This is a genomic window from Qipengyuania sp. NPDC077410 (assembly GCF_044543405.1).
Taxonomy (GTDB): domain Bacteria; phylum Pseudomonadota; class Alphaproteobacteria; order Sphingomonadales; family Sphingomonadaceae; genus Qipengyuania; species Qipengyuania pacifica.
Genome location: NZ_JBITWB010000002.1, coordinates 795,962 through 821,057 on the forward strand (window position 1 = coordinate 795,962; position 25,096 = coordinate 821,057).

Consider the following 25,096-nt stretch of genomic DNA (forward strand, 5'->3'; position numbering starts at 1 on the left):
CAGTCCCACTAGGTCACGTCGTCCAGCACTTCGCGGATCGTATCGTATATACAGTCTAGTTGCTCACTGCTGATGCAGTAAGGCGGCATCACGTAGATCGTGTTGCCTAGCGGCCGAAGCAGGACGTTTCGTTCTCGAAAAAGTGCCAGCATTCGCGGCGCGAGGTCGGAGAGATATCCGCTCCCTTCGCCCACCTCGAACGCAGTAATGGTACCGTTTCGCCGAGGATTGTGAACCGCCCGATGCGTTGCCAGTGCGTTCAATTGCGCTGCCTGCCCTTCGCCCAAATTCGCGATCCGCTGCATGACCGGCTCGTTACGCCAGATTGCAAGGTTGGCGTTGGCGGCTGCGCAAGCGAGCGGATTGGCGGTATAGCTCGATGAATGGAAAAACATTTGCGCCCGATCTTCGCTGCGATGTGCGTCGAAGACAGGCTCGCTCGCCATTGTGACTGCCAATGGAATGGCACCGCCGGTCAGCCCTTTGGATAAGCACAGTATGTCTGGCTCGATTTCGGCCTGTTCGCAAGCGAGCAACGTGCCGGTCCTGCCCCAACCAGTCATGACCTCATCGGCGATGAAAAGGGTACCATATCGAGCGCAAATCCGGCGCATGTCCGCGAGCGTTTGCGAAGAATACATCAGCATCCCGCCTGCGCCGAGAATGAGCGGCTCCACAATGAACGCTGCCGCGCCTTTGCGACACGCTACTTCCAGGGCATCAAGCGCATGCTGTTCCGCACCATGCGAGGGAAAGGGGATGGACGTGACGTCGAACAACAGGGGTTCGTAAGCGCGGTTGAATGCGCCGCGCGCGCCGACCGACATGGCCCCGATGGTGTCGCCATGGTAGCCATTGTCCATCACGACCACGCTATGCCGCGTTTCGCCACGATGAAGCCAGTAACCCAAGGCCATTTTCAGGGCGACTTCAACGCTTGTCGATCCGGAATCGGAAAAGAACACGCGCGTCAGGCTTTCCGGCATCAGGGCGCGGAGACCATTCGCCAGCTCTTCGGCCGGACCATGGGTCCAGCCCGCGAAGATGATCTGGTCTAGCACCGCAGCTTGCGCGGCAATGGCTGCGGCTATTCGGGGGTGAGCATGACCATGCGTCGTCACCCACCAGGATGAAATCGCATCGATTATCTGTTGGCCATCACTCGTATGAAGGACTGCGCCTTTGGCCCACGCCACGGTCGGAATGGGTTCGCCCAAGCCGTGCTGGGTGAATGGATGCCAGATGGGCGATTCCCTCATTGAAAGTCGTCCATTGCGAAACAGCGCGCGAATGTGGCGGCAAGACTTTCACTATCAAGCGGATCAAGAAGAGGCAGGCGCCCCAGACTCCTGACCTTACCGATCGCGCAAATGGTCTCTTCGGTGTCCTCTTGCGGATTGCCGATAAAGGTGATCCCGAGAATTGGGACGTCACGAGTGCGCAATGCCTCGATAGTCAGCAGCGAATGGTTGATGGTGCCAAGCGCGGTGCTTGCCACGATTACAACCGGCGCCGCCCAGCGCGCGAACAGGTCCGCATAGAGTAATTCACGGGTGACCGGAACGAGCGCGCCGCCAGCGCCCTCTACCACTAACAGTCCCGTCACCTGCGGCAAAGCTAGAGAAGCCGGATCGATGATGACATTGTCCAATTCGGCCGAGCGATGCGGAGAGCACGGCGTCCTCAAACGGTAGGCTTCTTGGATCACCGATGATGCAGGGACGCCCAACTGCGCGACGCGTGTGCTGTCAGTGCCATCGTCGAGACCAGCCTGGACCGGCTTCCAGTACGAAGCGCCGAGCGCCTTCGTGAGACCGGCAGCAAACACCGTCTTCCCGATGTCCGTGTCCGTGCCAGTGACGACAATCGTCTTTCTCATAACAGGTCTTCCAATGCGGTGGCGAATTCGGAAATTTCCGCCTCTTCGATGTTAAGCGTGAGAGATATCCGCAGCCGTGCGGTGCCTGCTGGCACAGTCGGCGGGCGAATGCCGCGAATGTCGAAACCGCGAGCCTGAAGTGCCTCAGCGATGCGCATCGTGCGTGAATCTTCACCAATCGGCACGGGCTGGATATGCGTCCCGCTCGGAATTATGCCTAGTGGCGCCAGACGCTTGCCGGCATGTTCGATGATCAGGCGCAAACGTTGGCGTCGTTCATCTGCATTCGCGACAATCGAAAGGCTTTCGCGAACAATCGCGGCAATCAGCGGCGAAGGTGCAGTCGAGAAAATGAAGCTGCGCCCCCTGTTCACGAGAAAATCGCGAAAGACTGTTGGCGCCAGGATGAGCGCTCCTTCGCATCCCAGGGCCTTCCCGCACGTTATGAGAGTGACGACATTTTCGCATCCATGCAGATGTGCAGCGAGCCCGCGCCCCTCTGGTCCGCAAACCCCGACCGCATGCGCCTCATCGATGAGCAGCATGGCCCCGGTACGTTTCGCCAAGGAGGCAAAGTCGTCCAAGGGCGCTACATTGCCGTCCATGCTGTAAAGCGTTTCTAAGGCGATCCACGGTGTGCCGCATCCGCCCTTCGCCCGCCATCGTGCGATCGCGTCGGCTGCTGAATCCACGTCGTTATGCGCAAAGTTCTGGCAAGGTGCCCGTGCCATCCGCATGCCCTCGTGCACACTGGCATGGATCAGTTCATCGTGCAGGATGAGGTCGCTCGCTTGTGGCAAGGTGGCGACAACCAGGCTATTCGCGGCGAAACCCGAGCCGACGAACAACGCACTTTCACTGCCGAAGAAACGGGCAGCATCGGTTTCCAGACCCAAATGTTCAGCACAATTGCCGCGCAGCAAACGCGACCCACCGGACCCCGGAGAGACGCCTCTTGCCAAAGCGTCCATGGCTGCAGAGCGTAAGGCAGCTGACCCCGAAAGCGCGAGATAGTCGTTGGAAGAAAAATCGCAGCCGGAAGCCAGGGTCATCGCGCGTCGACGACCCACTTTCTCCAGTCGCATCAAATCGTCGTTATAGAAGCTCGTTACCGTCACGCGCGGCGGCGCATAGGCGAGGCCTGCCGCGTTGGAAAGACATCACCCATTTCCTGACGGACTGAGCGCCGAAAGCTGGTAATTTGGGCACCGGTCAAAAGCTCAAGCCTAGCAAGGCCTTCCCAAACGTCAGTCGTCGGGTCGTTTCATCTTGAAGAGGCGGTCCTGCGTAATCTCAAAATAATCTGCCGGGCCTCCGCCGCGCGTGATGGGGCGGGGACGAGCAGTCATGTATATGCCGTTCTCAAGCATTGAAGTGTCAATATGGATGCCAATGGCCTCGCCAATTACGAGCCATTGATCCAGCTCGCCACCCTCCTTGTTTTCGAGTTGAATGAGCTGCGTGAGGCGGCACTCGAACTGGACGGGGCTGCCCGCCACGCGGTCGGGCTTGACGCGTAGTGAAGGCAGCGCATCAAGCCCCGCAAGGTCGAACTCGTCGATATCGGCCGCCACACTTGCTGAGCTCATGTTCATCTGATCGGCCTGAGCCATGGTGGCGAGGTTCCAGACAAACTCGCCCGTCGCCTTCACATTAGCGACGGAATCCTTCCAACCGGAAGATGAGAAAGCAATGAGCGGCGGTCGATAATTTATGAGATTGAAAAAGCTGTAAGGCGCCAGATTGCGCGCGCCATTGGGCGCTACGGTTGAAATCCAGCCTATTGGCCGTGGTGCAATGATCGCGTTCAGCGGGTCATGCGGCAGGCGATGGCCGTCTGCCGGCTCGTAAAAGTGATACTCTGTCATGCTACACGTAATGAACTAGGGGCGATCTGGTTCAAAAGCGCACTTCGTAAGAGGCGGGCATGGCAAAAGCATCGGTCGCGGTTCGCTAGATCGGACATAGGCCGGACCAGGCGCAGTCTAACCGCTCGCCTGAATTCAACAATCGCGCGCCTTCAAGCCTCTATCCGGCCGGACAGAGCATAAGTTTCGCGATTTGAAAGGCTGATGCTCTCACTTCCTAAGAAGTGAATGGCTCCCCGAGTTGAATAGTCGTTCCATGGCTTCCCTCACTGTTTTCTGCGATTTTTAGGGGTAGGGGATAAGGTAAAGGCCCCCACGGTGGTCCCCGTGGAGGCCTGATTTTGATGCTATTCGACGGTTAGTGGCCGTTCGCTTTTCCACCGTTCGATGCTGGAGGCGCGCCAAGCGACCGCGCGCTTGCCTATGCGAATCGGGCGCGGAAACTCACCTTCGTCCATCATCCGGTATATGCTGGATCGGCTAAGGCCGGTTTCTGTTTCGACAGCCTTCCGGCGTAGCAGGGCGTCGCTCATGCATACTCCTTCTCGCACGGGGCGTAGTGTTTGCAGCCAAGGTCGCCTCGGGTAGCGCAACGGGGGCAGGGCTCGCGGCTTGGTGCAGGCGGGCGGTGATCGGCGGAGGTTGGCGGGGCAACAGTTAGGACTGGCGTCGGTCGCGCGATCGGTAGCGGCTTAAGCGCAGTGCATAGTGCGGCGCGCTTGCGACAATCGTCTATTTCAGTTCGCTGAGATTTGCCTGGCAGATCAGTTGTGCTTTCGCATCGATCGTTCTCGGCCATCGCCCGGCGAAGTAGCGCGTCGCTTATCTTCCGACCCCGCTCCGCATAACGCGCTGGATCTAGGGCCACGAACTGATTGGAAACGGTCGTTTGTGCCCCGGTAGCGATGATTGTGATGCGCCGCTCCCGGTTCGAGGTCTCGACCTTGAGCGCGCCACGCTTTTCCAAGCGCTTTAGAATGTTGGGCGGTTGGCTGACCGAATTCAGACCTGCTATGTCGGCTAAATCTCGATTGGTCGGGCACGAGATGCATTCCGTAGCGGCTCGTCGAACGGCGCGATAAATGATCCCGTCCGATGATGGGTCTCCCATCAGAGTATTGGCTACAGCCTTCGCATTGCTCATGCCGACACCTTTGCGATCTGCATCGCTTCGGCCGGGACGTCTTCGTCGTCCGGCCCTGGATCGGTGCGGCGCTGCTCATCTTCCTTTTCGCCATAATCGGCTGGATCAACGCCGAAGGTCAGTAGTGGGTGGATCCAGTCGGGCTGCTCTTCCAGAGCGGTGGAGGCCAAAGAGGCGATCGTCTTGTCGTCGCGCTTGTGCCAGGACTTGAAGGCTGTCCGGTCGGCATACGGCTGCGCCAGTTCAAGACGTTTCAGTTTCGGCAGCAGCCCCATGAATGTCGGCGTCGGCTTCCAGAACCTGCGAAGCTGCGCGTCGTCTGCGCCAGCCATCTCCGCCAGACGATCATGAACCGCGATCTCGAATCCGGGCGTCGCGGCCGAGCGAAGGAGCGAAAGTCCGGCGAGCAGTGCTGCGCATTGCCGCTTCTCGCTTTCGAGCTGGTCAACGAAAGCTGTGAACGCATCGGCAGCGTCTTCCAGCTTGAATGCTGGTAGGCCGCTGCAGGCGGCGATCAGTGCCTTCCACTGCCGTTCCCCTTCCTGCTCCTCGAGATAATTCCGGGTGACTTCGCGCGGCTCATCTTCGCGCACCTCCCATTCGCTTTTCATGCCGCGCGCGCCGACTTCGGCCAGAGCGGTCGTCTGCAGTTCCTGGCGCAGCTGCGACCAAACGAGATAGTCACGACCGAGCGTTCCGCCTGCCGCTGCATCGGTCATGAGTACGGAACGCAGGAGCATGCGGCGCGTCGAGCGGACCACCTGCAGCCCATCCGCGGTAAAGCCATATTCGTCCCGCACGGTTGCGCGTGCCTGCTGGGCAAGCGCCGAATCTTTCATCTGGATTGCGCCACCACCGCTCGGAACGGAACTGCAGCTATCGGTTAGCCGATTCTCGCCCTTAGCCTTCCGGTTTGCCCACCAGAAGCGCGGCTTCCATCGGCCCTCTCGATCGATATCAAGGGTGGCAACAATATCATCGCGCGATGCCTTGCGCGGGATGCGAAAGGCTTCCCAATCCTGTCCGCGCACCTCGAGCTCGAGCGCGGTATCGTCGCGACCGCCGAATTGCGGGGGGCTCGGTTGAAAGCGGAGTTCGCTTTCGCCAACCGCGGAGCGGATGCGTTGAATGACGCCCGAGCGCTTCTCGTTATAGAGCTCTCGCAGAAGTGTCTGATCGACCACGCGGCCGCGATCGCTGTCAGGTCCATCGGCGAAGAGATCCAGTTCGAACGTTCCGCCATGGCCGCGATAGATAGCTTCGCCGACAAAAAGGAGGAGCCGCTTCAATTCGGCGTCGCCCACTTTCATGTAGGCGCGGATGGCCCGGGGACTTTCTTCGCAACTTGCCAGCGGCCGGAAGTGCCTGAAGGCTTCGAGCTGGAGATCGTGATCGTCGGTGGCCGCATAAGCCTTCGCCTGGTCGACCGAGATCGTCTCTTCGATGTAGGCAGCGAACACTTCGGGATGAAGTTCGCCCAAACGCAGCTGCTGAGCAATCCATGCGGGACGCTGACCCGTCTGCGCGGCGATCTGTTCGACCTCTAGCCCTTCGGCATGTGCAGCGGCGATTGCGCGGTGGATCTCGTAGGCGCGCAGATCGCGGCGCTGCAGGTTCTCGTCCAGGGAGGCGAGAATGATCTCTCCGCGCGAGAGATTGCGTACCCGGGCGGCAATCGGGAAGTCGCGCGGCAGCTGCTCCCGCTCGATCGCGAGACGGATTGCGCGGTAACGCCGGCCGCCGGCGTAGATGCCATATTTCGCCGGCATGGTTTGGCCGAGCGCACGTTCCCGCTCACTTGGCTCTGCCCACTCCGCTCCTTCCGGAACAGGATGCAGCGACAGCGACTGGATGAGGCCCTGCTCTACGATCGACGCCGAAAGCGCTTCGACCGCCTGGCAATCCTCTTCATTGAATCGGACATTGAGCGGGCTCACCGCCAGTTCGTCGAAGGTAAAGGTCATCTGTTCCGGGGTGGACATGATCAAAACTCCAGCTGGAAAGGACGAAAGGCGCGATCGATGTTTGTCGGTTGGCCCGCGCAATGCGGCATGGGCGACATGGGCAGCCGAAGCTGACGCTCGCGATTGCGCGCTTGGTTCTCTTCCAAGAGCCGCTGCGCGTGCAGTTCCTCCTGCTCTTCGCGCCAGCGGTTCTCGATACAGGTCGAGCAACCGCAGGCGGGATCACGGGAATCGTGGGGGGCGACAGTCATCAGTCACGCTCCTTTTTCGGGTGGATGCGTTCGCTGCGACGGCGTTCGAGGTAGCGCTCCTCGTTCCGATCCATCGGCAAGATGCCTGTCCGGCGCCCGGCCGGGCGGAAGAATGGGAGGAAGCGTAGGAATCGCATCAGACGCGCGCTGCCTTCCAGCGCTCGAAGGGTGGCGCATGGTCGCGGCAGAGATCTTTGTGCTTCGCAGGCTCCGTCGAACAGTTGGCGCACAGAGGCCTGTCGCAAGTGCCCGAGCGCTTGTTCGTCACCTTCCAATCGCACAGTCGCGTGGCAGGTTGACCGCAAACGCTACGCTTTGGCTTAGTACGATCGCAGATGATGGCCCTATCGCCACCGGGAAGGGTGAGGTGATGGCAAGCCATCAGGCCATGCCCAAGGCGGCGCGGTAAGTGTCGAGGATCGTGTCCTGCTCGGAACGTTCGTCCGGCTTCATTTTGCGCAGTCTGACGATCTGCCGCATGATCTTGGTGTCGTAGCCAACAGCCTTCGCCTCGGCGTAGACGTTGCGAATATCGTCGCCGAGGCCTTTCTTTTCTTCCTCGAGACGCTCGATGCGTTCGATCAGCAGGCGCAGACGATCGTCGGTGGCTTCAGCCATGGGCCTGACCTCCCACCACCGCGTCGACTGTCTGGAGGCCACAGGCTTTGGTGGCGAACTTCATCGCCTCTTCCAGAATATCTAATTCTTTCTTGGCGAGCGCGACTGCAATGCTGAGCGCGTTCATCCGTCCGGCTGGTGTCGAGGACATTTCGCAAGTGGCTACGATCGTATCCAAAGCCTTACATGCGGCATGAGAAGCAATATCCGCGACCTCGGTAGCAATCTGGTCTGGAATGCCGTTCCGGCGCATTTCAGCAGCTATTTCCGCGCGGGGCATGCGTACATCGCGACTTTTCGAGATGTGGATTTGGGCCATCAGTTCTTTCCTTCCGGATCGAGGGGCAGGGCGCGGATGCTTTCCGCGAGGTCGAAGAGTTCCTGAGCCATGGCTTCCTCGCCATCGCGATCGCGGAGGATCGCGCGCTCTTCGACAAGCTGCGCGGCGCGCGCTCGGGTCGATCTGGCGAGGGCTTGGGACACGGAGCGCTCCTGAAAATTGGTAAAAGGGGAGCGCTGCCGGAAACGGGTCGCATTGATCCCGGCTGCGCTCCTAGTCTTCGGGTCGTTAGGACGGCGGGCCTGTGCAATCCGCCGCCCCGTGCAAACCCACCGCGCCACTTGGGACAGAGCGGTGGGAACTGGTTGCCTCAGGGAGGCTGTGCCTCGGCCGCGAGGCAGCGGACGGCCTCCATCAAAGGCTCACCGGCGAACGCATCGTCGGTCAGCAAGGGGAGGGTCTGGCGAAGGATCTCGAAAGCCTCGGTGCACTCCTTGAGTGCGCGAGCGCGATCATTCGGTGACGCCCCGGGCTGCGACGCAGTGACCAGTGCGCTACCGGCCTCTCCGCATTCGCGGATTACCTCGGCCGCGTGCTTGCCAAGCTGGATGCGTGCGGAATGATAGGCGAGTTCGGCCTGTTCGCGCTGATGCACGAAGGATTCGAGGAAGGGCGAGCCGTCGCCGCCGGCTTCCGCAAACATCATGTCGAAGTGAAGGGCCACATCGATCGGAATTGCTTCCGGGGTGTCGGGATCGCCCCAGTTACGAACCGTGCGCTCAGCGTAGGAGCGCGGTGCGCTTTTTGCGAGGGCAGCAAAGCCACCCGGCACCTGGCCGGCGACACGCGCGAGGGCAGCGTCGAATGTGAGCGGGGCGCGGTGTTTCGTCATGAGCGCACCTTGCTGGAGGGCTGGCCGGTGCCGGTCTGCCCGGCTTCGCCCGCGGCGGCGCGGCCACGCCGTGCGGCAGGCGCGCCCGCCGGCCGGGCGCCGTCCGAAGGGATTGTTAGGCGTGCGATCGCGACCGATTGCAAAACCATGTGGGTCGGCAAGATACGCAGCTTCACGCCTTCGTTATGATCGCAGACGATGATGGAACCGATCATGCCTGAAGCCCCTCGATGGCAGAGTTCGAGGAGGAAGAACCGCCGGGGGCGGGGGAAGGGTTGCCCACCGGCGGCTGCGCGGGCCCATCCTCGCGCGGATACAAATCGGGGCGAAGGTCGTGACGAGAGATGCCGGTTTCAGCTTCGACTTTCAGCACATGCTGTGCCGGGAGCACCTTTCCCTTCGACACCCACTTCCAAACAGATGGCTGGCTGATGCCGAGGAAGCGCGCGAGCGCACCTTGCGAGCCGATCTTGGCAATGGCTGCTTTGAGCGCAGCAACAGGTGACTCGGATGTCATAACCGCGATTAATAGCCGCAGGTATTGCCGAGTCAATACCCTAAAGTTCAATGCACCCTAATAGCTACGGTTATAGTATCGTGCGATGATCGATGGCAGCCGAGTTCTGAAGCGAATGACCGCTCTTGGCTTCACGCAGGCCGAGCTGGCACGTCGTGTCGGTGTGAAACAGCCTACGATCTTCAAGCTCATTCACGAAAACAAATCGGGGTCTCGTAACCTTCATTTGATCGCGCGTGAGCTGGAAACTACGCCTGCCTATCTCACGGGCGAGACGGACGATCCGGCGGGAGAGTGGGAGCCACAAAAGCTTACGGCCGAGGAGCGTGATTGGCTCGACTGGCTGCGCGCAGCGGCGCCTGCCGACCGCAAGGCGCTGGCGCAGCTGGCCAAGACGATCGCCGGCAGCGCATCGTCGTCTGCGGTGCATGATAAGCAGCACACATGCAGGGCGACTGGATAACGCCTGAAGGGGGGGCAGAATGAGTTTAAAAAATCTGGTAACGCGTGTGGTGGGATTGTCTTTCGCTTTCGCGCCTGTGTTGGCGCTAACCGCGCCAGATGCGGCCAGCGCCAAGCAGAAAAAATTGCCGAAGCAGGTTCGTGCTGTGCTTGCCATGACGCCTGAAGACCATCAGGCGAAGGTTACTCTAGAAGATGACGATATGGAGATGACCGCGAAGCTCCATACGCTCCAGTCGTATCAGGAGAAGCACGGCCTCTTAGGCATTGTTTGGAGTGACATTTTCCTGCGGGCGTTCGTCGATAAGAAGACGGGACACACCGATTATCAGGTCTATTTCACTTTTAGAGGGACATCGGAAACGTGGCCGCGGCTCAATCAGGTAAACTATGACAGTCCGTCTGGCCTTCAGAATTCCAACTTGGATCGCATCGCCAGCGACGTGGATTGCACGGCGTCTCGTTATACCGGTTGCACCTTCACAGAGGTTGTAGCGTTTGACGCGCCCGAGGACCTTCTGTGGGAGGTCGCCAAGAGATATCGTGCGGATCAGTCTCCTCCTGCAGCTTGGCGATTTCGCTTCAAGGGCCAGAGTGGCAAGAATGTCGATGAAGGATTGCTTGCCGCAGAAATCTCCGGGCTGTTGATGGCGGTAGCTCAATACAAAGCACAGCGAGGCATTGGCCCGGTCGCCAGCGATGAAAGCGAGCCAACATCGGAAGTGGGTGAGCCTGCTGAGAATACGACCGAAGGCGAAACCACGGAAGCAGAACTCTAGTGACCGGCATCCCAATGAAGGGCGAGGAGCGATGGGATCCCGTCGAGGGAGCCAAGACCCTGGACGCCCATCTGCCGCAGATGCTGCGCGATTCCTTACGACACCGTCACGAGAACGCCGAGACAAGCAAAATTGTAGCCGAATGGGATCGGCAGATCGCCAAGATCGAGAAGATGTGCCGGCAGAGGGGCATCGATCCTGCGCCAATCTTTGCTGAGTTTGAACAGAAGGGGGAATAATGATGACCGATGATACGAAGATCAGTTTTGGCGTACGGAGCGACTTAGGCGAATGCTTCAGCGCTCAACCACGAGCGATGCCAATAACGGCTGATCGAGACCACGAACGGCGATCCGATCGACCAATGCCCGCTCGGTCACCTCGCGATGGTGATGGCGCCAATACGCAACCGCGACCAGCACCCACACCGACATCCACACCCAAGCCGAACCAAGATGGCGGCTAGATTATTCGGATAGAAAGTTTTCGAATGCTGCTCGAAGGCACGTAAGTGAGCAGATTTCCCCATTCGCCCGCGAATGCCGCGGCAGTGTGGTCTAATTCTTTGCCGTCGGCATTTTTCGAGCTGTCGACGTACAACAGGACGTCCCCACTAGTCCCGAGGATAAACGGTCCGAAAGGATGTTTGCCAGCTCGCTCCGCATCGCTGCAGTACAAGTACCGGCCATCTTCAAGTTCCACGGTGAGCTGGGTGGCGCCCTTGTATCCTCCCTCTAGCAGACGGTCCCATGCGCTGGGCGTATTGTCAGCCGTTGAATAACCCGAGTTGCGAAACAGGTCCCGTAAACGCTGACGGATCATCCAGCGCCAAAGCACCGCGGCGATTACGGACGCTCCAAACGCAATTGCTCCAGTCAACAACCAGTGCACGGTGGCTGGGATCAGGCCGAGTAAAGCTAACGCAACCAAACCGAATGCAAGAGTTCCAAAAATCGTGTCAGCTGCTTTATGTGTGTGTTTCAGACCAACAAAGGCGACCAGGTACGCGCAATAACCTGACGCTAACACCAGCTGCAGTTGCCACGGTAGGGCAGCAATATCGGAAAGACTGGACGCATCGAGCATGAAAGCTCCTCCTGTACACATAGGGTAGGCGCGCGGATTGTGCCGGTCCACTATCGAAAGTGAGAGTGCGGTTTTAAATGCCAAGGGCTATGCGTACGTGATGGCCACCCGAAAATACTCTGTCGCCGTTAATGGCGAACGCAATTACCAGGACGCGATCGCGGCAATCGGCGAGGGCGAAGCTGTCGTGCTCTTCCACGAGGCCGACAATCCCTATGACGAGCGCGCTATAGCAGTCAGCTGCCACGGCGATACGATCGGGTATATCCCGCGGGACTGCTGGCTGACCGAAGTCTTGCTGGACGAGGGGAAGGGATGCAGCGCCCGCGTAAGCCGCCTGACCCGAGGCCCGAAGAACCTGACTGGTGTCACGCTGGAGGTGCAGCTGGGCGGTACGCCGATCAAGGAGCGCGCATTTGATCCAGACTAGACGGGAAGCTGCCGGGGGTACCGAACCGTGCATTCGGGGGTATCGGTCAAAAAAGGCCCACTGTGCGGCAGGATATGCGCGGCTTTGCCCCACCGGGGCGGAGGGTGTCTCCGCCTTGGTCGCGCGCTGATCGATACGTAAATGCTTCAGTTGCGATAAAGGTGATTCCCGGTATGTTCTGAACATTCCGCGGGGGGCCGGGGATCGCGATGACCGACATGCCGCTGAGATTGAGTGCTGAGATGGGAAGCTTTCGCCTTCTCGTGCTCAAGTTCATTCGTGACTACATCGAAAAATACAGCGTATCGCCGAGCCAAGGCGAGATCCGCAACGGGCTCGACACTACCCGGAGCCGGGTTCGAGACGCTTTGCGTAGTCTCGAACAGGACCGATTGATCCATCGCCGCGCCGGTGCTCGAGGAATATCGCTGCCATCGATGCGCGAGGAAGCCATCCGGCTGCTTCGTGACCTTGGTTATCGAGTAGACGAGGATCTCGGCACGGTATCCATGCCAGGCAGCCCGCAATCCACCCTGCTGCCAACAGCGGAGCTCGATTATCCCTGATCCCGGGGCTTCCGTTGTCGCAGAACGGAGTTTGGAATGGGATCGAAGGCGAAGCGTCAATTACTCGAGGAACGTGCCAAGCGGCACCAGAAGATCCACGACGGCTATTGCGCTCGGCACCCGGTGCGTGCCCGCGAAGAGCGCGGCTTCCGCAAGGAGCAGCGCCAGAGGCAGCGTGACCACCGCGGCCGCGATCTGCTCCGCGACACCGGCACACCGGAAACGAAGGCCAAGGCAGCCAAGGTGCGGCAAGGAAGCCTCGCACGTATGTACGAGGCTGGTCAGCTGACAATTGAGCAGCTGGCCAGCGCTCAGCAAATCCGGGGTGTCGCAGAGCGAATTGGCCGCGACGTAGGTTATGGCAGCTTCAGTTTGGAAACGCGGGTCGACCAGAGCAGGAGCGGTACCGGCGCATTCTTTGAAGCACTGGGCGCCGTCCGAGCCGAGGTTGCCTATCGCCGATGGTGTGACTGGCTGAAGCGCAGCGCGCATGCCGGCGCACCAGCAATCGCGATGATCATCGATGAGCTGCCGGTCACGCAGGCCGCAAAGCATTGGGGCATGCGAACGGCTTCGGCCCGAAAGCAGCTTTCAACCGCTTTGGATGAGTGGAGCGACATCATTGCTGAAGCAGTACGAGATATCGAAGAGGCCGACCTGTTGGCGATGCACGCCGGGCTGCTTTAACCGCCGTTGACCCGCCTTTGTGGCGGGCGCATTCACTGATCGCGTCTCGTGAGTAGTAGCCGCGCCTTTCGGTGGTTCGCCCCGAGGTGCGACGTGGGCCGGGTTTCCGACAGGGAATTCGGCCCATTTCGCGCATGAACCCGGAAAAATTGCCCTTCGCCCGCATTCCACCCTGCCGGTTGGTCATCATAACCGCCAAATCCGACCCCGCGACAATTGCGTCTTAACCCCCCGGACGCACCCTCAGAAGCCCGGCCCGCCTATGCGGACCGGGCTTTTTGCATGGAGCTTACCGTCATGGTCCACGATTCCGGTGTCGACATCTAAGCGGCCAAGCGTCGAATCGCTCTGCGTAGAGCAGAGTGGCGCGCTGGATAGCCTAATGGCCGAGCTCAGCCTCGGTATCCGCAACCAGCGCCACTTCGACGACCTCGAGGAACGTGCCGACGCGATCGGCAGGGGCCTGCGCGATGCTTTCCGGAGAGGATCACGATGATTGATCTCGACCAGCTCGAGCGGGCGGCCAGCCTGCCAGGCGAGAGCGCAGTGGTTACCCGTCGCTTCCTTGCCCAAGCAGCTCGCGAACTGCGCGAAGGCCGCGAATGCATTGAACGGCGCGGCAGCGTGTTCGGGCTACCGAAGGGCGAAAAGATTTGAGCGCGGTTCTGGATATTCTTGGCAGCAATGCCGCCTCATCTACGCGCGGCACGTTTCGGACAGCGGAGAAGCTGCGCGACCAGGTGCTCGCTTTGGCCGAGGGTCATGGCAGCGTTCTGTCCCATGTCGAACGTGCATGGGCGAGCATAACCTTCAGCGGTGCACGTCATTCGTTGATGCTTACGTTCGAAGGGGAAGCAGCGGTAGAGGCGGCGGAGCGTATGCTCGAAGCGCTTCCGGAACATGAATTTTCCATTCCTGACCAACTGGTTGCCGATGCCTCTGTAGTCGATGTCGAACATCGCCTGCTCCCCGCGGCGCGGTTACGTGCGACGGTCGAGCTGTTGCTCCTCGAGGAAGATTGAGATGGGCGGGATCCGCACACCTCGTTCGGTCAAAGGTGCGCAGCCATTGTGCGAGCGCTTCGCCGTGATCCAAGGCGAGATCGCCGCGATCGAGAACGATCGTAACGCCGCGATCGCAGCGGCGAACAAGACTGCCGATGCGGCGCTTGAGCCGCTGGTCGCCGAAAGCGAGCAGCTTCGCGAGAAGCTGGAGCCATGGTGGCGCGCCTCGGCCGAGCAGCTCACCGAAGGCAGGCGCAAGTCGATCGAGCTCGGAGGCGCTGTTATCGGCACCCGCTCCGGCCAACCCTCGCTCGCGGTGCCAAAGGATGGCGAGCCTGCGAAGGCTGCCCTGCGCAAGACGCGCTGGGGCAAAGATCTGCTGAAGGTGACCGTCACCTTCGACAAGCGCGCAATCACCAAGGCATTGACCGGCAGCAACGGGCCCAAGCTGAAGGCGTTGGGTTTCCATACCGTGGCCGGCAGCGAGGACTTCGTGCTCGAGCGTGCAGAGCAGGAAGGTACCAGGACGTGAGGCTTGCCGATCTGCCTGTAGTAACCGAGCTTGCTATCCGTCGTGCCTGGCTGATCGAACGCCTCGAAGATCTGAAGCGCGGCAATGTTGTCGTATCGCTCGGTGGCCAGACCATCGGTGGGCCCGGGCAAGCCTCGGTCAGCCGGACTATGGGTGCCGCGCTGCGCGTGGACATCGAGAACAACGCGCAGCAGCTGAAGCAGTTAGGCGTGGAGCTGGACGATGCCGAAGCGACCGCCGGTCTTCCGACCGTCAGGATGGAAGCCTCGCACCGCGTGGGCCCGGCCCGCTAGCTGGAGCGATCCGCGCAAGCGGGGACGAGCAGGCCAGCGCGATCGCGCGCAAGTACTGCTCGAGGAGCCTTTCTGCAGGCATTGCTTAGCGGTCGGCCGGCACGTCCAGGCGACTGTCGTCGATCACATACTGCCGCTGGAGTGGTCACGCTGTGACGAGCGGTGGAACAAGCAGGCGCTCTGCAGGGCGTGCCATGAAGAGAAGTCGAAGCGCGAGCGGGCCGAAGGCGAGCCGATCGATATCGCGGCGCAGCTGGCCCGACTGAAGGCCGAATGGCTCGGATCGACGACGTGAGGGAGGGGGAGGGTCAATCTCTCCCTACCTCGCCTCCGGACACCGACGCCCCACGCAAATTTTTACGCGGTCGATTTCAAAACATAAAAAGTTGGCCAGTCGGCCGGGAGGTCGATGGTGGCGAGCGGGGGATCGAGGCCGAACAGCGGCCGCAAACGCAAATCACTAGATCTGAAGAAGCTCGAAGGTACTTCGAGGAAGGATCGCGACGGCGGAGGTGATGCGCCGGCCGTAGCTGGCATCCTGATCTGCCCGCTTCACCTCACAGATCTGGAGCAGCTGTATTTCGCCTCGCTTGCTAGGGTGCTCGAGGAGCAAGGCAGAGCCAGTCCGCATTACTCGGAGCATGTTGCATTGCTCGCAGTCAGACTTGCGCAGATCGAGCGATACAAAGCGCGCCTCGATTGCGACGGCGATACGTTCGAAACGACGACGTCGACCGGGGCTTTGATGATCCGGAAGCATCCCGCGGTGCAGATGCTGAGCGATGCAATGCGCCACGCGCAGTCGCTGCTTGGCGAACTCATGCTCAACCCATCCGCTGCGATGCGGCTGTCGGAAGGCGAGAAGCCTGACGATGGAGGCTTGGCCGACTTCTTCAAGAGTTAGGAGGCGCCGGTGACGAAGGTCCGATGTCAACTCGCTGCGACCTTCAGTACGTGCTGGTGGTTGCGGCCAGCTCTCTACGGCGTAGCATTCCTTCACCATATCGGAATGATACGAAACACCGACCACGCCACCCGGTGGATCGCACGCAATGCGGTTTCGGTGGATGTCGAGGTCGTAGCTAACGACAATGGCGACACGTGACTTTGTCGCGATCGCCAGGGGTTATGCCCGGGACGTAGCGAAAGGAACGATACCCGCCTGTAAGTCGGTAAGGTTGCAGTGTGAGCGGTTCCTCTCGGAACTGAAGCTGCAGCAGCGAAAGGACTTCCCTTACAAACTGGATGCGAAGAAGGCCGCAAGGGTCTGTCAGTTCATCGAATTCCTGCCACACACCAAGGGCAAGTGGGCGCGAGAAAAGCGACTGCTCATACTTGAGCCGTGGCAGATCTGGATCCTCGTTTGCACGTTCGGGTGGATCCACAGGTCAGGCGAGCAGAAGGGCCTCAGGCGCTTTCGCGTCCTCTTCGTGGTCGTACCGCGCAAGAACGGTAAATCGGCGATCGCTGCGGGCGTCGGCAACTACATGTTCTGTGCCGACGGCGAGCATGGCGCGGAAGTTTATTCGGGCGCGACCAACGAAAAGCAGGCAAAGGAAGTCTTTACGCCGGCGCGCGTTATGATGTCGCGGTCGCCCTCGCTGAAACGGCATGCCGGCGTAACCGTGCTGGCCAACAGCATGGTCCGCTATGCGGATGGATCGAAGTTCGAGACTGTCATTGGAAATCCGGGCGACGGACAGAGCCCTAGCTGCTCGATCCACGACGAGTACCATGAACACCCTGACGATCGGCAAGTCGATACGATGATCACGGGCATGGGTGCCCGCGATCAACCTTTGCAGCTGATCATTACGACGGCAGGCGATAACCTAGCGGGCCCATGCTACGCCGCCGTCCAGGAACAGCGCGAGCGGATCGCAGGAATCGGGCACAATGGGGGCCCGCCGCTCGAAGATGAAACATTCTTCGTCGAATACACAATCGACGAGGATGACGACTGGAAGAGCGAAGCTTCGCTTCGCAAGGCCAATCCGAATATGGGTGTCTCGGTTTCGGCCGAGTTCCTTCTGTCTCGTTTGCGGGACGCCATCAGCACCCCGCGCAAAGCGGCAATTTTCAAGACAAAGCACCTCAATCTATGGGTCGCTGCGAAGTCCGCCTTCTTCGACATCGAGGCATGGAGGCGATGCGCGAGCGAGCAAGTCCCGGTCAGACCGTCCGAAGCACTGAAGCTGGAGGAATTGGCCGGCCGCCGATGCATTTTGTCTCTCGACCTCGCGTCGCGGATCGACATCGCGGCGCTGGAGTACCTGTTTCCGCCGATCGGCGGGAAGGCTACGGCCGACGATCCATACATCCGGATCGGAAGGTACTTTTTGCCAGGCGACCAGGTGGAGAAGGTTTCGGCCTATCAAGGCTGGGATGCACAGGGTCTGCTTGACGTCACCGAGGGAGCGGTGACCGACTTCGAAGAGATCGAGGAAGCGCTACGTGAAGCTGCGCGGCTCTTTGATGTCGAAGCTTGCGCCTTTGATCCGTGGCAGGCCGAACAGCTCGCGCAGCGTATGTTCGCCGAGGGCCTTCCGATGCTCGAATACCGAATGACGGTGCAGAACCTGTCCGGCCCGATGAAGGAGCTGGATGCCCTGATGCGTGCCGGCACGATCGCGCATGCCGGCTGCCCGGTTATGGAATGGCAGGTCAACAATGTCGTCGCTCAGATCGATGCGAAGGACAATGTCTTCCCGCGCAAGCCGCGTGATGAAGCGAAGATCGATAATCCTGTAGCGCTGATGATGGCCGTCGGCGTCGCGATGAAAGAGGAGGATGAGGTGGAAGAATTCTCACCTTGGGATGATCCCGAATTCAGCCTCGCTGGCACCGACGAGCGCGACGCAGCTTAATGGGTTTCTGGAACCGCGCGATGAGCGCGATGGGTATGTCGGCAGAGCAACGCTCGATCGAAAACCCGAGCATACCGATTAGCGACACCGAGGCGATGCTGGGCATGCTTGGCGTGCTCGATCGCAATGGCGCCCTTCCTGCCGTCTCGATAGAGGCCGCTTTGCAGGTGCCGACCGTGTTCGCCATTACGAACTTCCTCCCGCGAATGCTGGCCTCGCTCCCCCTCCACACCTTTGAGGCGGGCGAGAATGGCGAAAAGGTGAACGACAGCGTTTCGCAATTGCTGTCTTTTGCACCGAACGAGGAAGAGAGCACGTTCGAGTGGCGTCGATACCATTGGCACCAAGTCTTCACGGGTGGACGGGGATTAAGCTGGATCGAGCGCGCGGGCACGCGGGCTGTCGGCATCTGGAAGATGGATCCGGGCAAGACCGAGATCGTTCGCCACAATGGCCGCAAGATCTACAAGTTCGACGGCCGCGAATATTCTGCACGAGACGTCATCGACACGCCGTTCCTGCTCAAGCGTAACGGGCTTGCGAGCTACAGTCCGATCGCAAAGTGCAACAAAGCGATCAGCCTAGCGATCGCTATGGGTGATTTCGCGGGAGGTTTCTTCGCAGGTGGCGGTGTCCCGCCGCTGGCCCTGCAGGGCCCTCTGCCAGAAGGTCGCGATGCGTTCCAACGAGCGCAGACGCAGATCATGAAGGCCGTCGAACTCGCCCGGCGCGAAGGACGGCCGTTCTTCGGTTTGCCCCCGGGCCATGAACTCAAGCCGATCGGCACCGACCCCGACAAGGGCCAGATGACGGATGCCCGATTATTCCAAATTCAGGAGATCGCGCGCATATGGCAGATCCCGCCCGCCTTTGTCGGTGACCTTTCGAAGGGCACCTTCAGCAATACTGAGCAACAGGATCTCCAACTGGTCAAGCATCTAGTGCTTCACTGGTGCACGTCGCTGGAGCTCGAGCTCACGCTGAAGCTTCACGGTTGGCGCAATCCAGTAAAGCGTGTGAAGCACAATGTCGACGGGTTGCAGCGCGGGGCATTCAAGGATCGCATCGAAGCACTCGCCCGGGCGATCATGACTGGGCAGATGATGCCTGACGAAGCCCGAGCGCTGGAAGGGCGCGGCGCGGCTGAGGGCGGCAATCGTCTTTATATCCAGCAGGCAACGGTGCCGCTGGAGGACGCCGGCAAAGTGCCGGCCCCCACCACAAACCCGACGAACGAGGAGGATGGCGCGGATGACGACGCCGGCACCGAAGACAAATAGCGGCGCCAAGCGCCCGAACACCGATGGACGCGAGCTTCGTTCCTTCAGCACGAAGGGTCTTGAGCTACGGGCAGAGGGCGATGGGGAGACGGGGCAAACTACCAAGGGTTATGCCTGCCTCTATGACAACGACACCAGCATCGGTGGCTACTTTACCGAACGGTTCGCTGTCGGTGCTTTCACGAAGTCGTTGCAAGAGCGCGATGTCGTCGCCCTGCATAGCCACGACGATGGCAGGCCGATGGGCCGAAAGAGCCGTGATACGCTCCGCTTCAGCGACGATACGAAAGGCCTCGGTTTCGAAAACGATCTGCCGGATACACAGGACGGTCGCGATCTCGCCACGTCGATCGGGCGGGGCGACATCGAGGGAATGAGCTTCCGCTTCCGGGCGATCAAGGAAGAGTGGGACGAGAGCGGCGACATTCCGAAGCGGACCGTCATCGAGGCCGAGCTCTACGAAATCACTTACACCGCTTTCCCCGCCTATCCTGACACCGAAGTCGGCATGCGCAGTCTGGAGCATGCGCGACGCGAGCAGCGCAACCACAACAAATCCGCCGCTCTCGCTCGTATCGCGATGCGCCAGGCGCAGGCTGAGCGGAAACACAAATCCCGGTGAAACCGGAGGCGACGAAGGCAACCGCGCTTATCGTCCTATCGCCCGCCACTGGCGGGCTTTTTCGTACCTAGGAAAATCAGATGATCCTGACCCAGTATTACGAGCAGCGCGGCGAGCTGGTCGCCGAAGCTCGCCAGATCCTCGATGGCATCGAAGGCGAGACCGACGAAACCAAGATCACCGAAGCCGAACAGCGCCACGACACGGTGATGGCGAAGGTCGACGATCTCGACAAGAAGATCGCCCGAGAAGAACGCATGGCGAAATCCGAACGCACCGAAGAAGAGCGTCGTTCGCGTCAGCGCCCGAACAGCGACGGCGGTGCCTCCGGCATCGACGGGGGCGAGGCGCCGACTCCTGAACAGCGCAACTCCGAATACCGCTCGGCATTTGCCCGCTTTGTCACCGGCGCAGAACTGTCGGCCGAAGACCGCTCGGTCCTCCGCGAGATGGAACAGCGCGTCCAGACGGTGGGTACGCCGGCAGACGGTGGTTTCACTGTCCCGACCACGCTCATGAACGAAATCGTTCGTGCGATGGCAGACTGGGGCCCGATGTTCGACGAGGACGTCGCACGCAACTTCACTACCCCCAGCGGCAATGCGATGACCATCCCCACGATCGATGACACGGGGTCGAAGCCGGAGCCGCATGCCGAAGGCAGCGAAGGTACGGACGACGGCGGCAAGGACGTCTCCTTTGCCGAGAAGGTGCTCAACGCCTTCGCGTATGATACTGAATGGGTGAAGTGGTCGTTCGAACTCGACGAAGACTCGATCTTCGCAATGGAGCAGTTGCTCGGTTCACTTCTTGGCGAACGTCTCGGCCGCAATGGCAACCGCCTGCTGACCGTGGGCAGCGGTAACGACGCGCCCAACGGTATCGTGACCGCTTCGAGCCTCGGCGTTACCGCTGCGGCCACCGGCGCAATCGCTTCGGACGAGCTGATCACCTTCCAGCACTCAGTCAACGCCGCATATCGTCGCAGCCCGAAATGTCGCTGGCAGTTTGCCGACAGCACGCTGGCAGCTTTCCGCAAGCTGAAAGACGGCGACGGCAACTATCTCTGGCAGATGGGCGACGTCCGCACCGAAGCTCCCGACACCCTCCTGGGCAAGCCGTATTCGATCAACGACGACGTGCCGGCCATCGGCGCGGGCAATCGTGCGGTGATCTTCGGCGATCACAGCAAGTACTTCGTGCGAAAAGTCGGCTCCGTCCGGACGATCGTCGCGCGCGAACGCTTTGCGCCGAATCTCGGCATCCTGGGCGTGCACCGCTTCGACGGCGAACTGGTCGATACCGCCGCGGTCAAGCATCTCCGTCTGGCTGCCTAATCCAGTCGAACCGATTAACCGGGCGGGGCGCAAGCTCCGTCCGGCTTTTCGGTGAGCGCCGCGATCCCTCCGCGACGCTCTCCGAAGAGTTGGAGACATCCCCATGAAAAAGCTCAAGATGATCGTCGGCCTTTCCGGCCTCGAATACTGCCTGTCGCCCAAAGACGAGCGCGATTTTCCCGATGATGAGGCTGACCGTCTCGTTGCGGCGGGGTTTGCCGAGGAGCTAGTCGACGAAGCCGAGGCCGAACGGTTCGCCGCTGAGCAGGCCGCTGCCGAGAAGGCCGCTGCCGAGAAGGCCGCTGCCGAGAAGGCCGCTGCCGAGAAGGCCGCTGCCGAGAAGGCCGCTGCCGAGAAGGCCGCTGCCGAGAAGGATCAGCAGGGCGGAGCCGACCAAACTGACACCACGACGTCAACGGCGAAAAAGCCCGCCGCGAAGAAGGCTGCCAAGAAGTAACCGATGGCCTGGTCATCTGCCGTCACGGTCGCTGAGCCGACCGAGGAGCCGGTTTCGATCGAACGGGTGAAGGAATTCGTCTCGATCGAAGCCGATGTTGATGAATTCGACGCGCTCCTTGGTAGCTTCATTGAGGCGGCGCGTGGTCACGTCGAAGCAGTGACAGGCACACGTCTGGTCGAGCAGACCATAGATCTGCTAGCGGACGAATGGAGCGATCTTGCAACCTTGCCGATCGCACCGATCATGGACATCGTGTCGATCGGCTATGACGACGCGCAGGGTGTTGGTCAGACGCTCGATCCCGACGGGTACGAGTTGACTGGCGCAGGCTTCGAACGGGGCATCCGTACAAAGGTCGGCCATGGATGGCCCCTCGGCATACGGCGAGCGGCCGGCGCCATTCGCGTACGACTGACCGTTGGCTACAGATCGCTGCCGGCGCCCATCAAAGCAGCGTTGCTGTTGATGGTAAGCGACCAGTTCGCATTTCGTGAAAGCGGGGTGATGGGAACGGTGACGTCCGAGATGAAGTCGAGCATGCGAGTTGATGCTCTGCTCGGCAATTTCCGGATCTGGTTGTGAGCGGAAAGCTACGGGCGGGAGCGCTTGATCGGCAAATTACGCTCTTGAAGCCAGGCGAACTCATCGACGACGGATACACGACCAAACCCGGCGTGCCGGTAATCGCCGGTAAGCGTCGAGCTTCGGTGAAGGTCGAGAAGGGCGGCGAGCAATTTCAGTCCGAGCAGTTGCGCGGAAAGCGGGTCATGAGTGTTTGGCTACGATCGGACATTCTGACGCGATCGATCGCCGAGAATTGGCAAGTACAGTACGAAGGACGAACATTCGACCTGGTCGCTCCACCTATGGAAGTCGGCCGGCGCGAAGGGGTGGAGTTGATGATCGAGGCAGTGGATTAGAGCCTCAGGTGATTCGACTCTTGAGCTCGAACACGGGATGCAGCGACATTGTTGGGGAATGGTTATGCTGCAGATTATCGGTTGGCTGGGGTGCGCGATGCTGGCGGTGAAGCTTATGGAAATGTGCTTCGACAAGAGCTTGCTCAACGAAGACGGCACGCGTCCGGATCCGCTATTCTATACAATCATCGTTGGTTTCGCGGCTACATTCGGGTTTGCGTTCTGGATCTTGATACAAGGGTATTCGGCCGAAGGTCCTGTCGTCGACGAATTGTCCCAGTACGAACAATCCGCTGATGAGGCTGAACGCATAGCCCGCTGCATCGAAGACGCTCCGAACCTCGAAATTGCCATGAATTGCTACGAAGACTGATACTCAAGCGAGGTTCGCTACCGTAAGGTGCGCCTGTCAGGCGAGGCACCTGCATCTCGCTGAGCTATGACTTTTTTTCCTGAAGGGCGGTTCCGCGAGGAACCGCCCTATTCGTGTGGGAGACGATGATGAGCTCAACGTTCTCCTTCAAGGGTGGAAAAGAACTGGAGCGCCAGTTGGCGGCCCTGGCGGATCCGAAACGCATTAAGTCGGCTGCGCGCAGCGCGTTGCGGAAGGGGGCAGATGAAATCATTCCCACCGCAAAGGCGCTGGTCCCTATCGACAAAGGCGACCTCAAGCGTTCGATCAAGCAAGGAGCCGCGAAGAAGCGCCGCGGCGAAGATGATAGCGTTGTCCGGCAGATCATCGGCATTGATCGCGCAGAACAACTGCCTGCTGAGAAGCTGAAGAAAGACGGAACCGGAACCTACCGTGACCCAGGTGTGGCGGGCGTCGGACCGATCACGGAATTCGGCCGCCCGGAGCAAGGGGTGCCGGCTCACCCTTTCATGCGCCCTGCTTTCGATGCCAAACATGGCCGAGCAGCTTCAGCAATCAGAACTGAGCTCGGAAAGGCCATCGAACGCCAAGCAAGGATCATTGCCAAAAAGGGTGGCGCATGAGCTTCGAGAAGGCGCTGCGGACGCGATTGTTCGAAAGCGCGCCCATCGATGCATTGATCGGGAAGACTTCCGGCACGCCGTCAATCGATTGGACTGTCAGTCCTCAAGGTGCTGCGGATCCCCGGATCGTTCTAACCACAATCAGCGACCCCCGGCCACAAACACATGACGGACCGGACAGCATTCGCCCCACGCGGGTGCAGGTCGATGTCATCGACGCAGATCGCGCCACCGTCGTCGCGCTACGCGAAGCGGCAATTGCGACGCTTATGCCGGCAGGCACCTATTCAGGAATCTATTTCGATCGCGCGTTCGTCGACGTGGTCCAGGACCTGGGCGCGCAGGGCGAGACGTCTTTCGTCCACCGCGACCGCATCGACTTCATCATCTGGCACAAAGGTTAGGAGACCCAACCATGCCTCTATCTGACGTAACGACTGGCTTCGGCACGAAGCTGGAAATCGATATCGGCGCAGGCCTCGTGGTCGTTGCCGAAATCGATGACATTCCCGAGTTGCCAACCGGCAACGATCGCGAACTGTACGAGACCAGCAGCTTCGATACCGTCGAATACAAGGAGTGGAAGAAGCAGCCGCTCAAGGACGGTGTGCCGATCACGATCACGGGTAACTATGCGATCAACTCGACCAGCGATGCTACGCTTGAAGCGGCGGACGATGCCGATGGCGCACTCCCGTATCGCATCGTGCTGAAGCAGGACGATGACGAATACGAAGTCACCGGCACCGCTCTGTTCTACGGTCTGAAGCGGAAGAACCCGAAGGACAGCAAGCGCACCTTCGAAATCACGCTGAAGCCGGTGGACGCCGCATCGATCGACGAAATCGTTCCATAAGATGAGCGCGATCGACAGCCAGCGCTTCAAAGCGCTTGAACAGGAGTGGGAAATCCGCTTCGACTTCAATGCGATCTGCGAGATTGAAGAGCGCACTGGCGAGAAGTTCATGATCGTCGCGGCTCCGCTTCTCGCTCTGGTTGAAATCGGCGAGATCGGAAACGAGGCCTCAATGCTGTCGATCGCGCAACGCGTCGACTTCGCCAATATCCGCCAGTTGCTCTTCTGGGCTCTGGAGGGTGCGCATCCCGACGTCGAGATCCGTACGGCCGGAACGATCGTTCAAGCGATCGGACTGCCGCGCGCAGTCGAAGTCATCGCCAAAGCGATCGCGCGGGCTTTGCCGACCGGGGGAGGCGAGCCCGAAGGCACTCCAAACCCTCCGAAGAAGGCGCAGCGCAAGCCGCGCCGGAAGGCCGCAAAGGCTGGCTAGCTCTGATCTCGCTCTGGTCGGATGCCGGCCAGAGCGAGGACCGGTTCTGGAGACAGACGCCGGCAAGTTTTCG

The 25,096-nt window shown here is 60.3% G+C and carries 40 protein-coding genes; 25 read left to right on the forward strand and 15 right to left on the reverse strand.

Annotated features, from left to right (window positions below; all coding sequences use genetic code 11):
• Positions 1-8: 8 nt before the first annotated feature.
• From ACIGGE_RS11830 to ACIGGE_RS11895, 14 genes are all read right to left on the reverse strand, one after another.
• Positions 9-1,259: an adenosylmethionine--8-amino-7-oxononanoate transaminase gene (locus tag ACIGGE_RS11830; RefSeq protein ID WP_397490478.1), complete on the reverse strand. Its 1,251-nt coding sequence runs from the start codon at positions 1,257-1,259 to the stop codon at positions 9-11.
• Complete coding sequence (bioD, locus tag ACIGGE_RS11835) at positions 1,256-1,879, reverse strand: dethiobiotin synthase (protein ID WP_397490479.1); 624 nt, start codon at positions 1,877-1,879, stop codon at positions 1,256-1,258. Before bioD ends, ACIGGE_RS11830 begins: the two co-directional genes overlap by 4 nt.
• Complete coding sequence (locus tag ACIGGE_RS11840; protein WP_397490480.1) at positions 1,876-2,964, reverse strand: 8-amino-7-oxononanoate synthase; 1,089 nt, start codon at positions 2,962-2,964, stop codon at positions 1,876-1,878. The genes bioD and ACIGGE_RS11840 overlap by 4 nt, the downstream gene beginning before the upstream one ends.
• A gap of 162 nt (positions 2,965-3,126) precedes the next feature.
• A complete protein-coding gene (locus tag ACIGGE_RS11845; protein ID WP_397490481.1) occupies positions 3,127-3,747 on the reverse strand; it encodes a flavin reductase family protein in 621 nt (206 codons plus the stop codon).
• Between the two features lie 347 nt (positions 3,748-4,094).
• Entirely contained in the window at positions 4,095-4,280 is a 186-nt protein-coding gene (locus tag ACIGGE_RS11850) for a helix-turn-helix transcriptional regulator (RefSeq protein ID WP_397490482.1), read from the reverse strand.
• 607 nt (positions 4,281-4,887) lie between these two features.
• Positions 4,888-6,873, reverse strand: a complete 1,986-nt coding sequence (locus tag ACIGGE_RS11855; RefSeq protein WP_397490483.1) for a ParB/RepB/Spo0J family partition protein — start codon at positions 6,871-6,873, stop codon at positions 4,888-4,890.
• 2 nt (positions 6,874-6,875) lie between these two features.
• Positions 6,876-7,106: a hypothetical protein gene (locus ACIGGE_RS11860; RefSeq protein ID WP_397490484.1), complete on the reverse strand. Its 231-nt coding sequence runs from the start codon at positions 7,104-7,106 to the stop codon at positions 6,876-6,878.
• The gene (locus ACIGGE_RS11865; protein ID WP_397490485.1) at positions 7,106-7,243 is read right to left on the reverse strand and encodes a hypothetical protein; all 138 of its coding nucleotides are present in this window, start codon (positions 7,241-7,243) and stop codon (positions 7,106-7,108) included. The genes ACIGGE_RS11860 and ACIGGE_RS11865 overlap by 1 nt, the downstream gene beginning before the upstream one ends.
• A gap of 244 nt (positions 7,244-7,487) precedes the next feature.
• Positions 7,488-7,724 carry a DUF2312 domain-containing protein gene (locus ACIGGE_RS11870; protein WP_397490486.1) on the reverse strand — a complete coding sequence of 79 codons (237 nt, stop codon included), beginning with the start codon at positions 7,722-7,724 and terminating at the stop codon, positions 7,488-7,490.
• Complete coding sequence (locus ACIGGE_RS11875) at positions 7,717-8,043, reverse strand: hypothetical protein (protein WP_397490487.1); 327 nt, start codon at positions 8,041-8,043, stop codon at positions 7,717-7,719. The genes ACIGGE_RS11870 and ACIGGE_RS11875 overlap by 8 nt, the downstream gene beginning before the upstream one ends.
• Positions 8,043-8,207, reverse strand: coding sequence for a hypothetical protein (locus ACIGGE_RS11880; RefSeq protein ID WP_397490488.1), 165 nt, complete (start codon positions 8,205-8,207; stop codon positions 8,043-8,045). Before ACIGGE_RS11880 ends, ACIGGE_RS11875 begins: the two co-directional genes overlap by 1 nt.
• A 167-nt stretch (positions 8,208-8,374) precedes the next feature.
• Positions 8,375-8,896, reverse strand: a complete 522-nt coding sequence (locus ACIGGE_RS11885) for a hypothetical protein (protein ID WP_397490489.1) — start codon at positions 8,894-8,896, stop codon at positions 8,375-8,377.
• Complete coding sequence (locus tag ACIGGE_RS11890) at positions 8,893-9,111, reverse strand: hypothetical protein (RefSeq protein ID WP_397490490.1); 219 nt, start codon at positions 9,109-9,111, stop codon at positions 8,893-8,895. The genes ACIGGE_RS11885 and ACIGGE_RS11890 overlap by 4 nt, the downstream gene beginning before the upstream one ends.
• Positions 9,108-9,449 (reverse strand): transcriptional regulator, encoded by a 342-nt coding sequence (locus ACIGGE_RS11895; protein WP_397490491.1) that lies wholly within the window; start codon positions 9,447-9,449, stop codon positions 9,108-9,110. Before ACIGGE_RS11895 ends, ACIGGE_RS11890 begins: the two co-directional genes overlap by 4 nt.
• 49 nt (positions 9,450-9,498) lie before the next feature.
• Between ACIGGE_RS11895 and ACIGGE_RS11900 the strand changes: the two genes are divergently transcribed.
• The 3 genes from ACIGGE_RS11900 to ACIGGE_RS11910 are packed head-to-tail and all read left to right on the forward strand — an operon-like array spanning position 9,499 to position 10,893.
• Positions 9,499-9,876, forward strand: coding sequence for a helix-turn-helix domain-containing protein (locus tag ACIGGE_RS11900; RefSeq protein WP_397490492.1), 378 nt, complete (start codon positions 9,499-9,501; stop codon positions 9,874-9,876).
• 19 nt (positions 9,877-9,895) lie between these two features.
• On the forward strand, positions 9,896-10,654 hold the full coding sequence (locus tag ACIGGE_RS11905; RefSeq protein ID WP_397490493.1) for a hypothetical protein: 759 nt from the start codon (positions 9,896-9,898) through the stop codon (positions 10,652-10,654).
• The gene (locus ACIGGE_RS11910) at positions 10,654-10,893 is read left to right on the forward strand and encodes a hypothetical protein (protein ID WP_397490494.1); all 240 of its coding nucleotides are present in this window, start codon (positions 10,654-10,656) and stop codon (positions 10,891-10,893) included. Before ACIGGE_RS11905 ends, ACIGGE_RS11910 begins: the two co-directional genes overlap by 1 nt.
• Before the next feature lie 223 nt (positions 10,894-11,116).
• On the opposite strand, the gene ACIGGE_RS11915 is transcribed toward ACIGGE_RS11910, so the two are convergent.
• Complete coding sequence (locus ACIGGE_RS11915) at positions 11,117-11,740, reverse strand: hypothetical protein (protein WP_397490495.1); 624 nt, start codon at positions 11,738-11,740, stop codon at positions 11,117-11,119.
• A 100-nt stretch (positions 11,741-11,840) separates the two neighbouring features.
• Between ACIGGE_RS11915 and ACIGGE_RS11920 the strand changes: the two genes are divergently transcribed.
• The 22 genes from ACIGGE_RS11920 to ACIGGE_RS12025 all read left to right on the forward strand — a co-directional run bounded on the left by ACIGGE_RS11920 (position 11,841) and on the right by ACIGGE_RS12025 (position 25,023).
• Positions 11,841-12,170, forward strand: a complete 330-nt coding sequence (locus tag ACIGGE_RS11920) for an HIRAN domain-containing protein (protein WP_397490763.1) — start codon at positions 11,841-11,843, stop codon at positions 12,168-12,170.
• Between the two features lie 209 nt (positions 12,171-12,379).
• A complete protein-coding gene (locus ACIGGE_RS11925; RefSeq protein WP_397490496.1) occupies positions 12,380-12,736 on the forward strand; it encodes a LexA family protein in 357 nt (118 codons plus the stop codon).
• Between the two features lie 36 nt (positions 12,737-12,772).
• Complete coding sequence (locus ACIGGE_RS11930) at positions 12,773-13,423, forward strand: hypothetical protein (protein WP_397490497.1); 651 nt, start codon at positions 12,773-12,775, stop codon at positions 13,421-13,423.
• Between the two features lie 492 nt (positions 13,424-13,915).
• Complete coding sequence (locus tag ACIGGE_RS11935) at positions 13,916-14,080, forward strand: hypothetical protein (RefSeq protein ID WP_397490498.1); 165 nt, start codon at positions 13,916-13,918, stop codon at positions 14,078-14,080.
• Complete coding sequence (locus ACIGGE_RS11940) at positions 14,077-14,445, forward strand: hypothetical protein (protein WP_397490499.1); 369 nt, start codon at positions 14,077-14,079, stop codon at positions 14,443-14,445. The genes ACIGGE_RS11935 and ACIGGE_RS11940 overlap by 4 nt, the downstream gene beginning before the upstream one ends.
• 1 nt (position 14,446) lies before the next feature.
• Positions 14,447-14,959, forward strand: coding sequence for a host-nuclease inhibitor Gam family protein (locus ACIGGE_RS11945; protein ID WP_397490500.1), 513 nt, complete (start codon positions 14,447-14,449; stop codon positions 14,957-14,959).
• Complete coding sequence (locus tag ACIGGE_RS11950) at positions 14,956-15,252, forward strand: hypothetical protein (RefSeq protein WP_397490501.1); 297 nt, start codon at positions 14,956-14,958, stop codon at positions 15,250-15,252. Before ACIGGE_RS11945 ends, ACIGGE_RS11950 begins: the two co-directional genes overlap by 4 nt.
• On the forward strand, positions 15,182-15,547 hold the full coding sequence (locus tag ACIGGE_RS11955) for an HNH endonuclease signature motif containing protein (RefSeq protein ID WP_397490502.1): 366 nt from the start codon (positions 15,182-15,184) through the stop codon (positions 15,545-15,547). The genes ACIGGE_RS11950 and ACIGGE_RS11955 overlap by 71 nt, the downstream gene beginning before the upstream one ends.
• 114 nt (positions 15,548-15,661) lie before the next feature.
• Positions 15,662-16,156, forward strand: a complete 495-nt coding sequence (locus ACIGGE_RS11960; RefSeq protein WP_397490503.1) for a P27 family phage terminase small subunit — start codon at positions 15,662-15,664, stop codon at positions 16,154-16,156.
• Positions 16,157-16,165: 9 nt separating this feature from the next.
• Positions 16,166-16,357, forward strand: a complete 192-nt coding sequence (locus tag ACIGGE_RS11965; protein ID WP_397490504.1) for a hypothetical protein — start codon at positions 16,166-16,168, stop codon at positions 16,355-16,357.
• Complete coding sequence (locus ACIGGE_RS11970) at positions 16,344-18,119, forward strand: terminase large subunit (protein ID WP_397490505.1); 1,776 nt, start codon at positions 16,344-16,346, stop codon at positions 18,117-18,119. Before ACIGGE_RS11965 ends, ACIGGE_RS11970 begins: the two co-directional genes overlap by 14 nt.
• On the forward strand, positions 18,119-19,399 hold the full coding sequence (locus tag ACIGGE_RS11975; protein WP_397490506.1) for a phage portal protein: 1,281 nt from the start codon (positions 18,119-18,121) through the stop codon (positions 19,397-19,399). The genes ACIGGE_RS11970 and ACIGGE_RS11975 overlap by 1 nt, the downstream gene beginning before the upstream one ends.
• Entirely contained in the window at positions 19,371-20,021 is a 651-nt protein-coding gene (locus ACIGGE_RS11980; protein WP_397490507.1) for an HK97 family phage prohead protease, read from the forward strand. The genes ACIGGE_RS11975 and ACIGGE_RS11980 overlap by 29 nt, the downstream gene beginning before the upstream one ends.
• 80 nt (positions 20,022-20,101) lie before the next feature.
• Positions 20,102-21,358: a phage major capsid protein gene (locus ACIGGE_RS11985; protein WP_397490508.1), complete on the forward strand. Its 1,257-nt coding sequence runs from the start codon at positions 20,102-20,104 to the stop codon at positions 21,356-21,358.
• A gap of 103 nt (positions 21,359-21,461) precedes the next feature.
• Positions 21,462-21,815 (forward strand): hypothetical protein, encoded by a 354-nt coding sequence (locus ACIGGE_RS11990; RefSeq protein WP_397490509.1) that lies wholly within the window; start codon positions 21,462-21,464, stop codon positions 21,813-21,815.
• 3 nt (positions 21,816-21,818) lie between these two features.
• Positions 21,819-22,400, forward strand: coding sequence for a hypothetical protein (locus tag ACIGGE_RS11995; protein WP_397490510.1), 582 nt, complete (start codon positions 21,819-21,821; stop codon positions 22,398-22,400).
• Positions 22,397-22,738: a head-tail adaptor protein gene (locus ACIGGE_RS12000; protein ID WP_397490511.1), complete on the forward strand. Its 342-nt coding sequence runs from the start codon at positions 22,397-22,399 to the stop codon at positions 22,736-22,738. Before ACIGGE_RS11995 ends, ACIGGE_RS12000 begins: the two co-directional genes overlap by 4 nt.
• A gap of 64 nt (positions 22,739-22,802) precedes the next feature.
• Positions 22,803-23,111 carry a hypothetical protein gene (locus ACIGGE_RS12005; protein WP_397490512.1) on the forward strand — a complete coding sequence of 103 codons (309 nt, stop codon included), beginning with the start codon at positions 22,803-22,805 and terminating at the stop codon, positions 23,109-23,111.
• Positions 23,112-23,224: 113 nt separating this feature from the next.
• Entirely contained in the window at positions 23,225-23,734 is a 510-nt protein-coding gene (locus ACIGGE_RS12010; protein ID WP_397490513.1) for an HK97-gp10 family putative phage morphogenesis protein, read from the forward strand.
• Positions 23,731-24,138 carry a hypothetical protein gene (locus tag ACIGGE_RS12015; RefSeq protein ID WP_397490514.1) on the forward strand — a complete coding sequence of 136 codons (408 nt, stop codon included), beginning with the start codon at positions 23,731-23,733 and terminating at the stop codon, positions 24,136-24,138. Before ACIGGE_RS12010 ends, ACIGGE_RS12015 begins: the two co-directional genes overlap by 4 nt.
• Before the next feature lie 11 nt (positions 24,139-24,149).
• Positions 24,150-24,590 (forward strand): hypothetical protein, encoded by a 441-nt coding sequence (locus ACIGGE_RS12020; RefSeq protein ID WP_397490515.1) that lies wholly within the window; start codon positions 24,150-24,152, stop codon positions 24,588-24,590.
• A gap of 1 nt (position 24,591) precedes the next feature.
• Positions 24,592-25,023 (forward strand): hypothetical protein, encoded by a 432-nt coding sequence (locus ACIGGE_RS12025; RefSeq protein ID WP_397490516.1) that lies wholly within the window; start codon positions 24,592-24,594, stop codon positions 25,021-25,023.
• Positions 25,024-25,096: the final 73 nt, after the last annotated feature.

What these genes read in the sequence shown, in the direction of transcription:
- ACIGGE_RS11885 (WP_397490489.1), bottom strand. Translation starts at nt 8,896, where the DNA reads ATGACGAAACACCGCGCCCCGCTCACATTCGACGCTGCCCTCGCGCGT.
- ACIGGE_RS11930 (WP_397490497.1), top strand. Translation starts at nt 12,773, where the DNA reads ATGGGATCGAAGGCGAAGCGTCAATTACTCGAGGAACGTGCCAAGCGG.
- ACIGGE_RS11990 (WP_397490509.1), top strand. Translation starts at nt 21,462, where the DNA reads ATGAAAAAGCTCAAGATGATCGTCGGCCTTTCCGGCCTCGAATACTGC.
- ACIGGE_RS11850 (WP_397490482.1), bottom strand. Translation starts at nt 4,280, where the DNA reads ATGAGCGACGCCCTGCTACGCCGGAAGGCTGTCGAAACAGAAACCGGC.
- ACIGGE_RS12015 (WP_397490514.1), top strand. Translation starts at nt 23,731, where the DNA reads ATGAGCTTCGAGAAGGCGCTGCGGACGCGATTGTTCGAAAGCGCGCCC.
- ACIGGE_RS11870 (WP_397490486.1), bottom strand. Translation starts at nt 7,724, where the DNA reads ATGGCTGAAGCCACCGACGATCGTCTGCGCCTGCTGATCGAACGCATC.
- ACIGGE_RS11915 (WP_397490495.1), bottom strand. Translation starts at nt 11,740, where the DNA reads ATGCTCGATGCGTCCAGTCTTTCCGATATTGCTGCCCTACCGTGGCAA.
- ACIGGE_RS11985 (WP_397490508.1), top strand. Translation starts at nt 20,102, where the DNA reads ATGATCCTGACCCAGTATTACGAGCAGCGCGGCGAGCTGGTCGCCGAA.
- ACIGGE_RS11970 (WP_397490505.1), top strand. Translation starts at nt 16,344, where the DNA reads ATGGCGACACGTGACTTTGTCGCGATCGCCAGGGGTTATGCCCGGGAC.
- ACIGGE_RS11955 (WP_397490502.1), top strand. Translation starts at nt 15,182, where the DNA reads ATGCCGAAGCGACCGCCGGTCTTCCGACCGTCAGGATGGAAGCCTCGC.
- ACIGGE_RS12025 (WP_397490516.1), top strand. Translation starts at nt 24,592, where the DNA reads ATGAGCGCGATCGACAGCCAGCGCTTCAAAGCGCTTGAACAGGAGTGG.
- ACIGGE_RS11995 (WP_397490510.1), top strand. Translation starts at nt 21,819, where the DNA reads ATGGCCTGGTCATCTGCCGTCACGGTCGCTGAGCCGACCGAGGAGCCG.
- ACIGGE_RS11945 (WP_397490500.1), top strand. Translation starts at nt 14,447, where the DNA reads ATGGGCGGGATCCGCACACCTCGTTCGGTCAAAGGTGCGCAGCCATTG.
- ACIGGE_RS11935 (WP_397490498.1), top strand. Translation starts at nt 13,916, where the DNA reads ATGATTGATCTCGACCAGCTCGAGCGGGCGGCCAGCCTGCCAGGCGAG.
- ACIGGE_RS11975 (WP_397490506.1), top strand. Translation starts at nt 18,119, where the DNA reads ATGGGTTTCTGGAACCGCGCGATGAGCGCGATGGGTATGTCGGCAGAG.
- ACIGGE_RS11875 (WP_397490487.1), bottom strand. Translation starts at nt 8,043, where the DNA reads ATGGCCCAAATCCACATCTCGAAAAGTCGCGATGTACGCATGCCCCGC.
- ACIGGE_RS11925 (WP_397490496.1), top strand. Translation starts at nt 12,380, where the DNA reads ATGACCGACATGCCGCTGAGATTGAGTGCTGAGATGGGAAGCTTTCGC.
- ACIGGE_RS12005 (WP_397490512.1), top strand. Translation starts at nt 22,803, where the DNA reads ATGCTGCAGATTATCGGTTGGCTGGGGTGCGCGATGCTGGCGGTGAAG.
- ACIGGE_RS11855 (WP_397490483.1), bottom strand. Translation starts at nt 6,873, where the DNA reads ATGTCCACCCCGGAACAGATGACCTTTACCTTCGACGAACTGGCGGTG.
- ACIGGE_RS11960 (WP_397490503.1), top strand. Translation starts at nt 15,662, where the DNA reads ATGGTGGCGAGCGGGGGATCGAGGCCGAACAGCGGCCGCAAACGCAAA.
- ACIGGE_RS12020 (WP_397490515.1), top strand. Translation starts at nt 24,150, where the DNA reads ATGCCTCTATCTGACGTAACGACTGGCTTCGGCACGAAGCTGGAAATC.
- ACIGGE_RS11865 (WP_397490485.1), bottom strand. Translation starts at nt 7,243, where the DNA reads ATGCGATTCCTACGCTTCCTCCCATTCTTCCGCCCGGCCGGGCGCCGG.
- bioD (WP_397490479.1), bottom strand. Translation starts at nt 1,879, where the DNA reads ATGAGAAAGACGATTGTCGTCACTGGCACGGACACGGACATCGGGAAG.
- ACIGGE_RS11905 (WP_397490493.1), top strand. Translation starts at nt 9,896, where the DNA reads ATGAGTTTAAAAAATCTGGTAACGCGTGTGGTGGGATTGTCTTTCGCT.
- ACIGGE_RS11840 (WP_397490480.1), bottom strand. Translation starts at nt 2,964, where the DNA reads ATGCGACTGGAGAAAGTGGGTCGTCGACGCGCGATGACCCTGGCTTCC.
- ACIGGE_RS11920 (WP_397490763.1), top strand. Translation starts at nt 11,841, where the DNA reads ATGGCCACCCGAAAATACTCTGTCGCCGTTAATGGCGAACGCAATTAC.
- ACIGGE_RS11860 (WP_397490484.1), bottom strand. Translation starts at nt 7,106, where the DNA reads ATGACTGTCGCCCCCCACGATTCCCGTGATCCCGCCTGCGGTTGCTCG.
- ACIGGE_RS11830 (WP_397490478.1), bottom strand. Translation starts at nt 1,259, where the DNA reads ATGAGGGAATCGCCCATCTGGCATCCATTCACCCAGCACGGCTTGGGC.
- ACIGGE_RS11845 (WP_397490481.1), bottom strand. Translation starts at nt 3,747, where the DNA reads ATGACAGAGTATCACTTTTACGAGCCGGCAGACGGCCATCGCCTGCCG.
- ACIGGE_RS11890 (WP_397490490.1), bottom strand. Translation starts at nt 9,111, where the DNA reads ATGATCGGTTCCATCATCGTCTGCGATCATAACGAAGGCGTGAAGCTG.
- ACIGGE_RS11900 (WP_397490492.1), top strand. Translation starts at nt 9,499, where the DNA reads ATGATCGATGGCAGCCGAGTTCTGAAGCGAATGACCGCTCTTGGCTTC.
- ACIGGE_RS11980 (WP_397490507.1), top strand. Translation starts at nt 19,371, where the DNA reads ATGACGACGCCGGCACCGAAGACAAATAGCGGCGCCAAGCGCCCGAAC.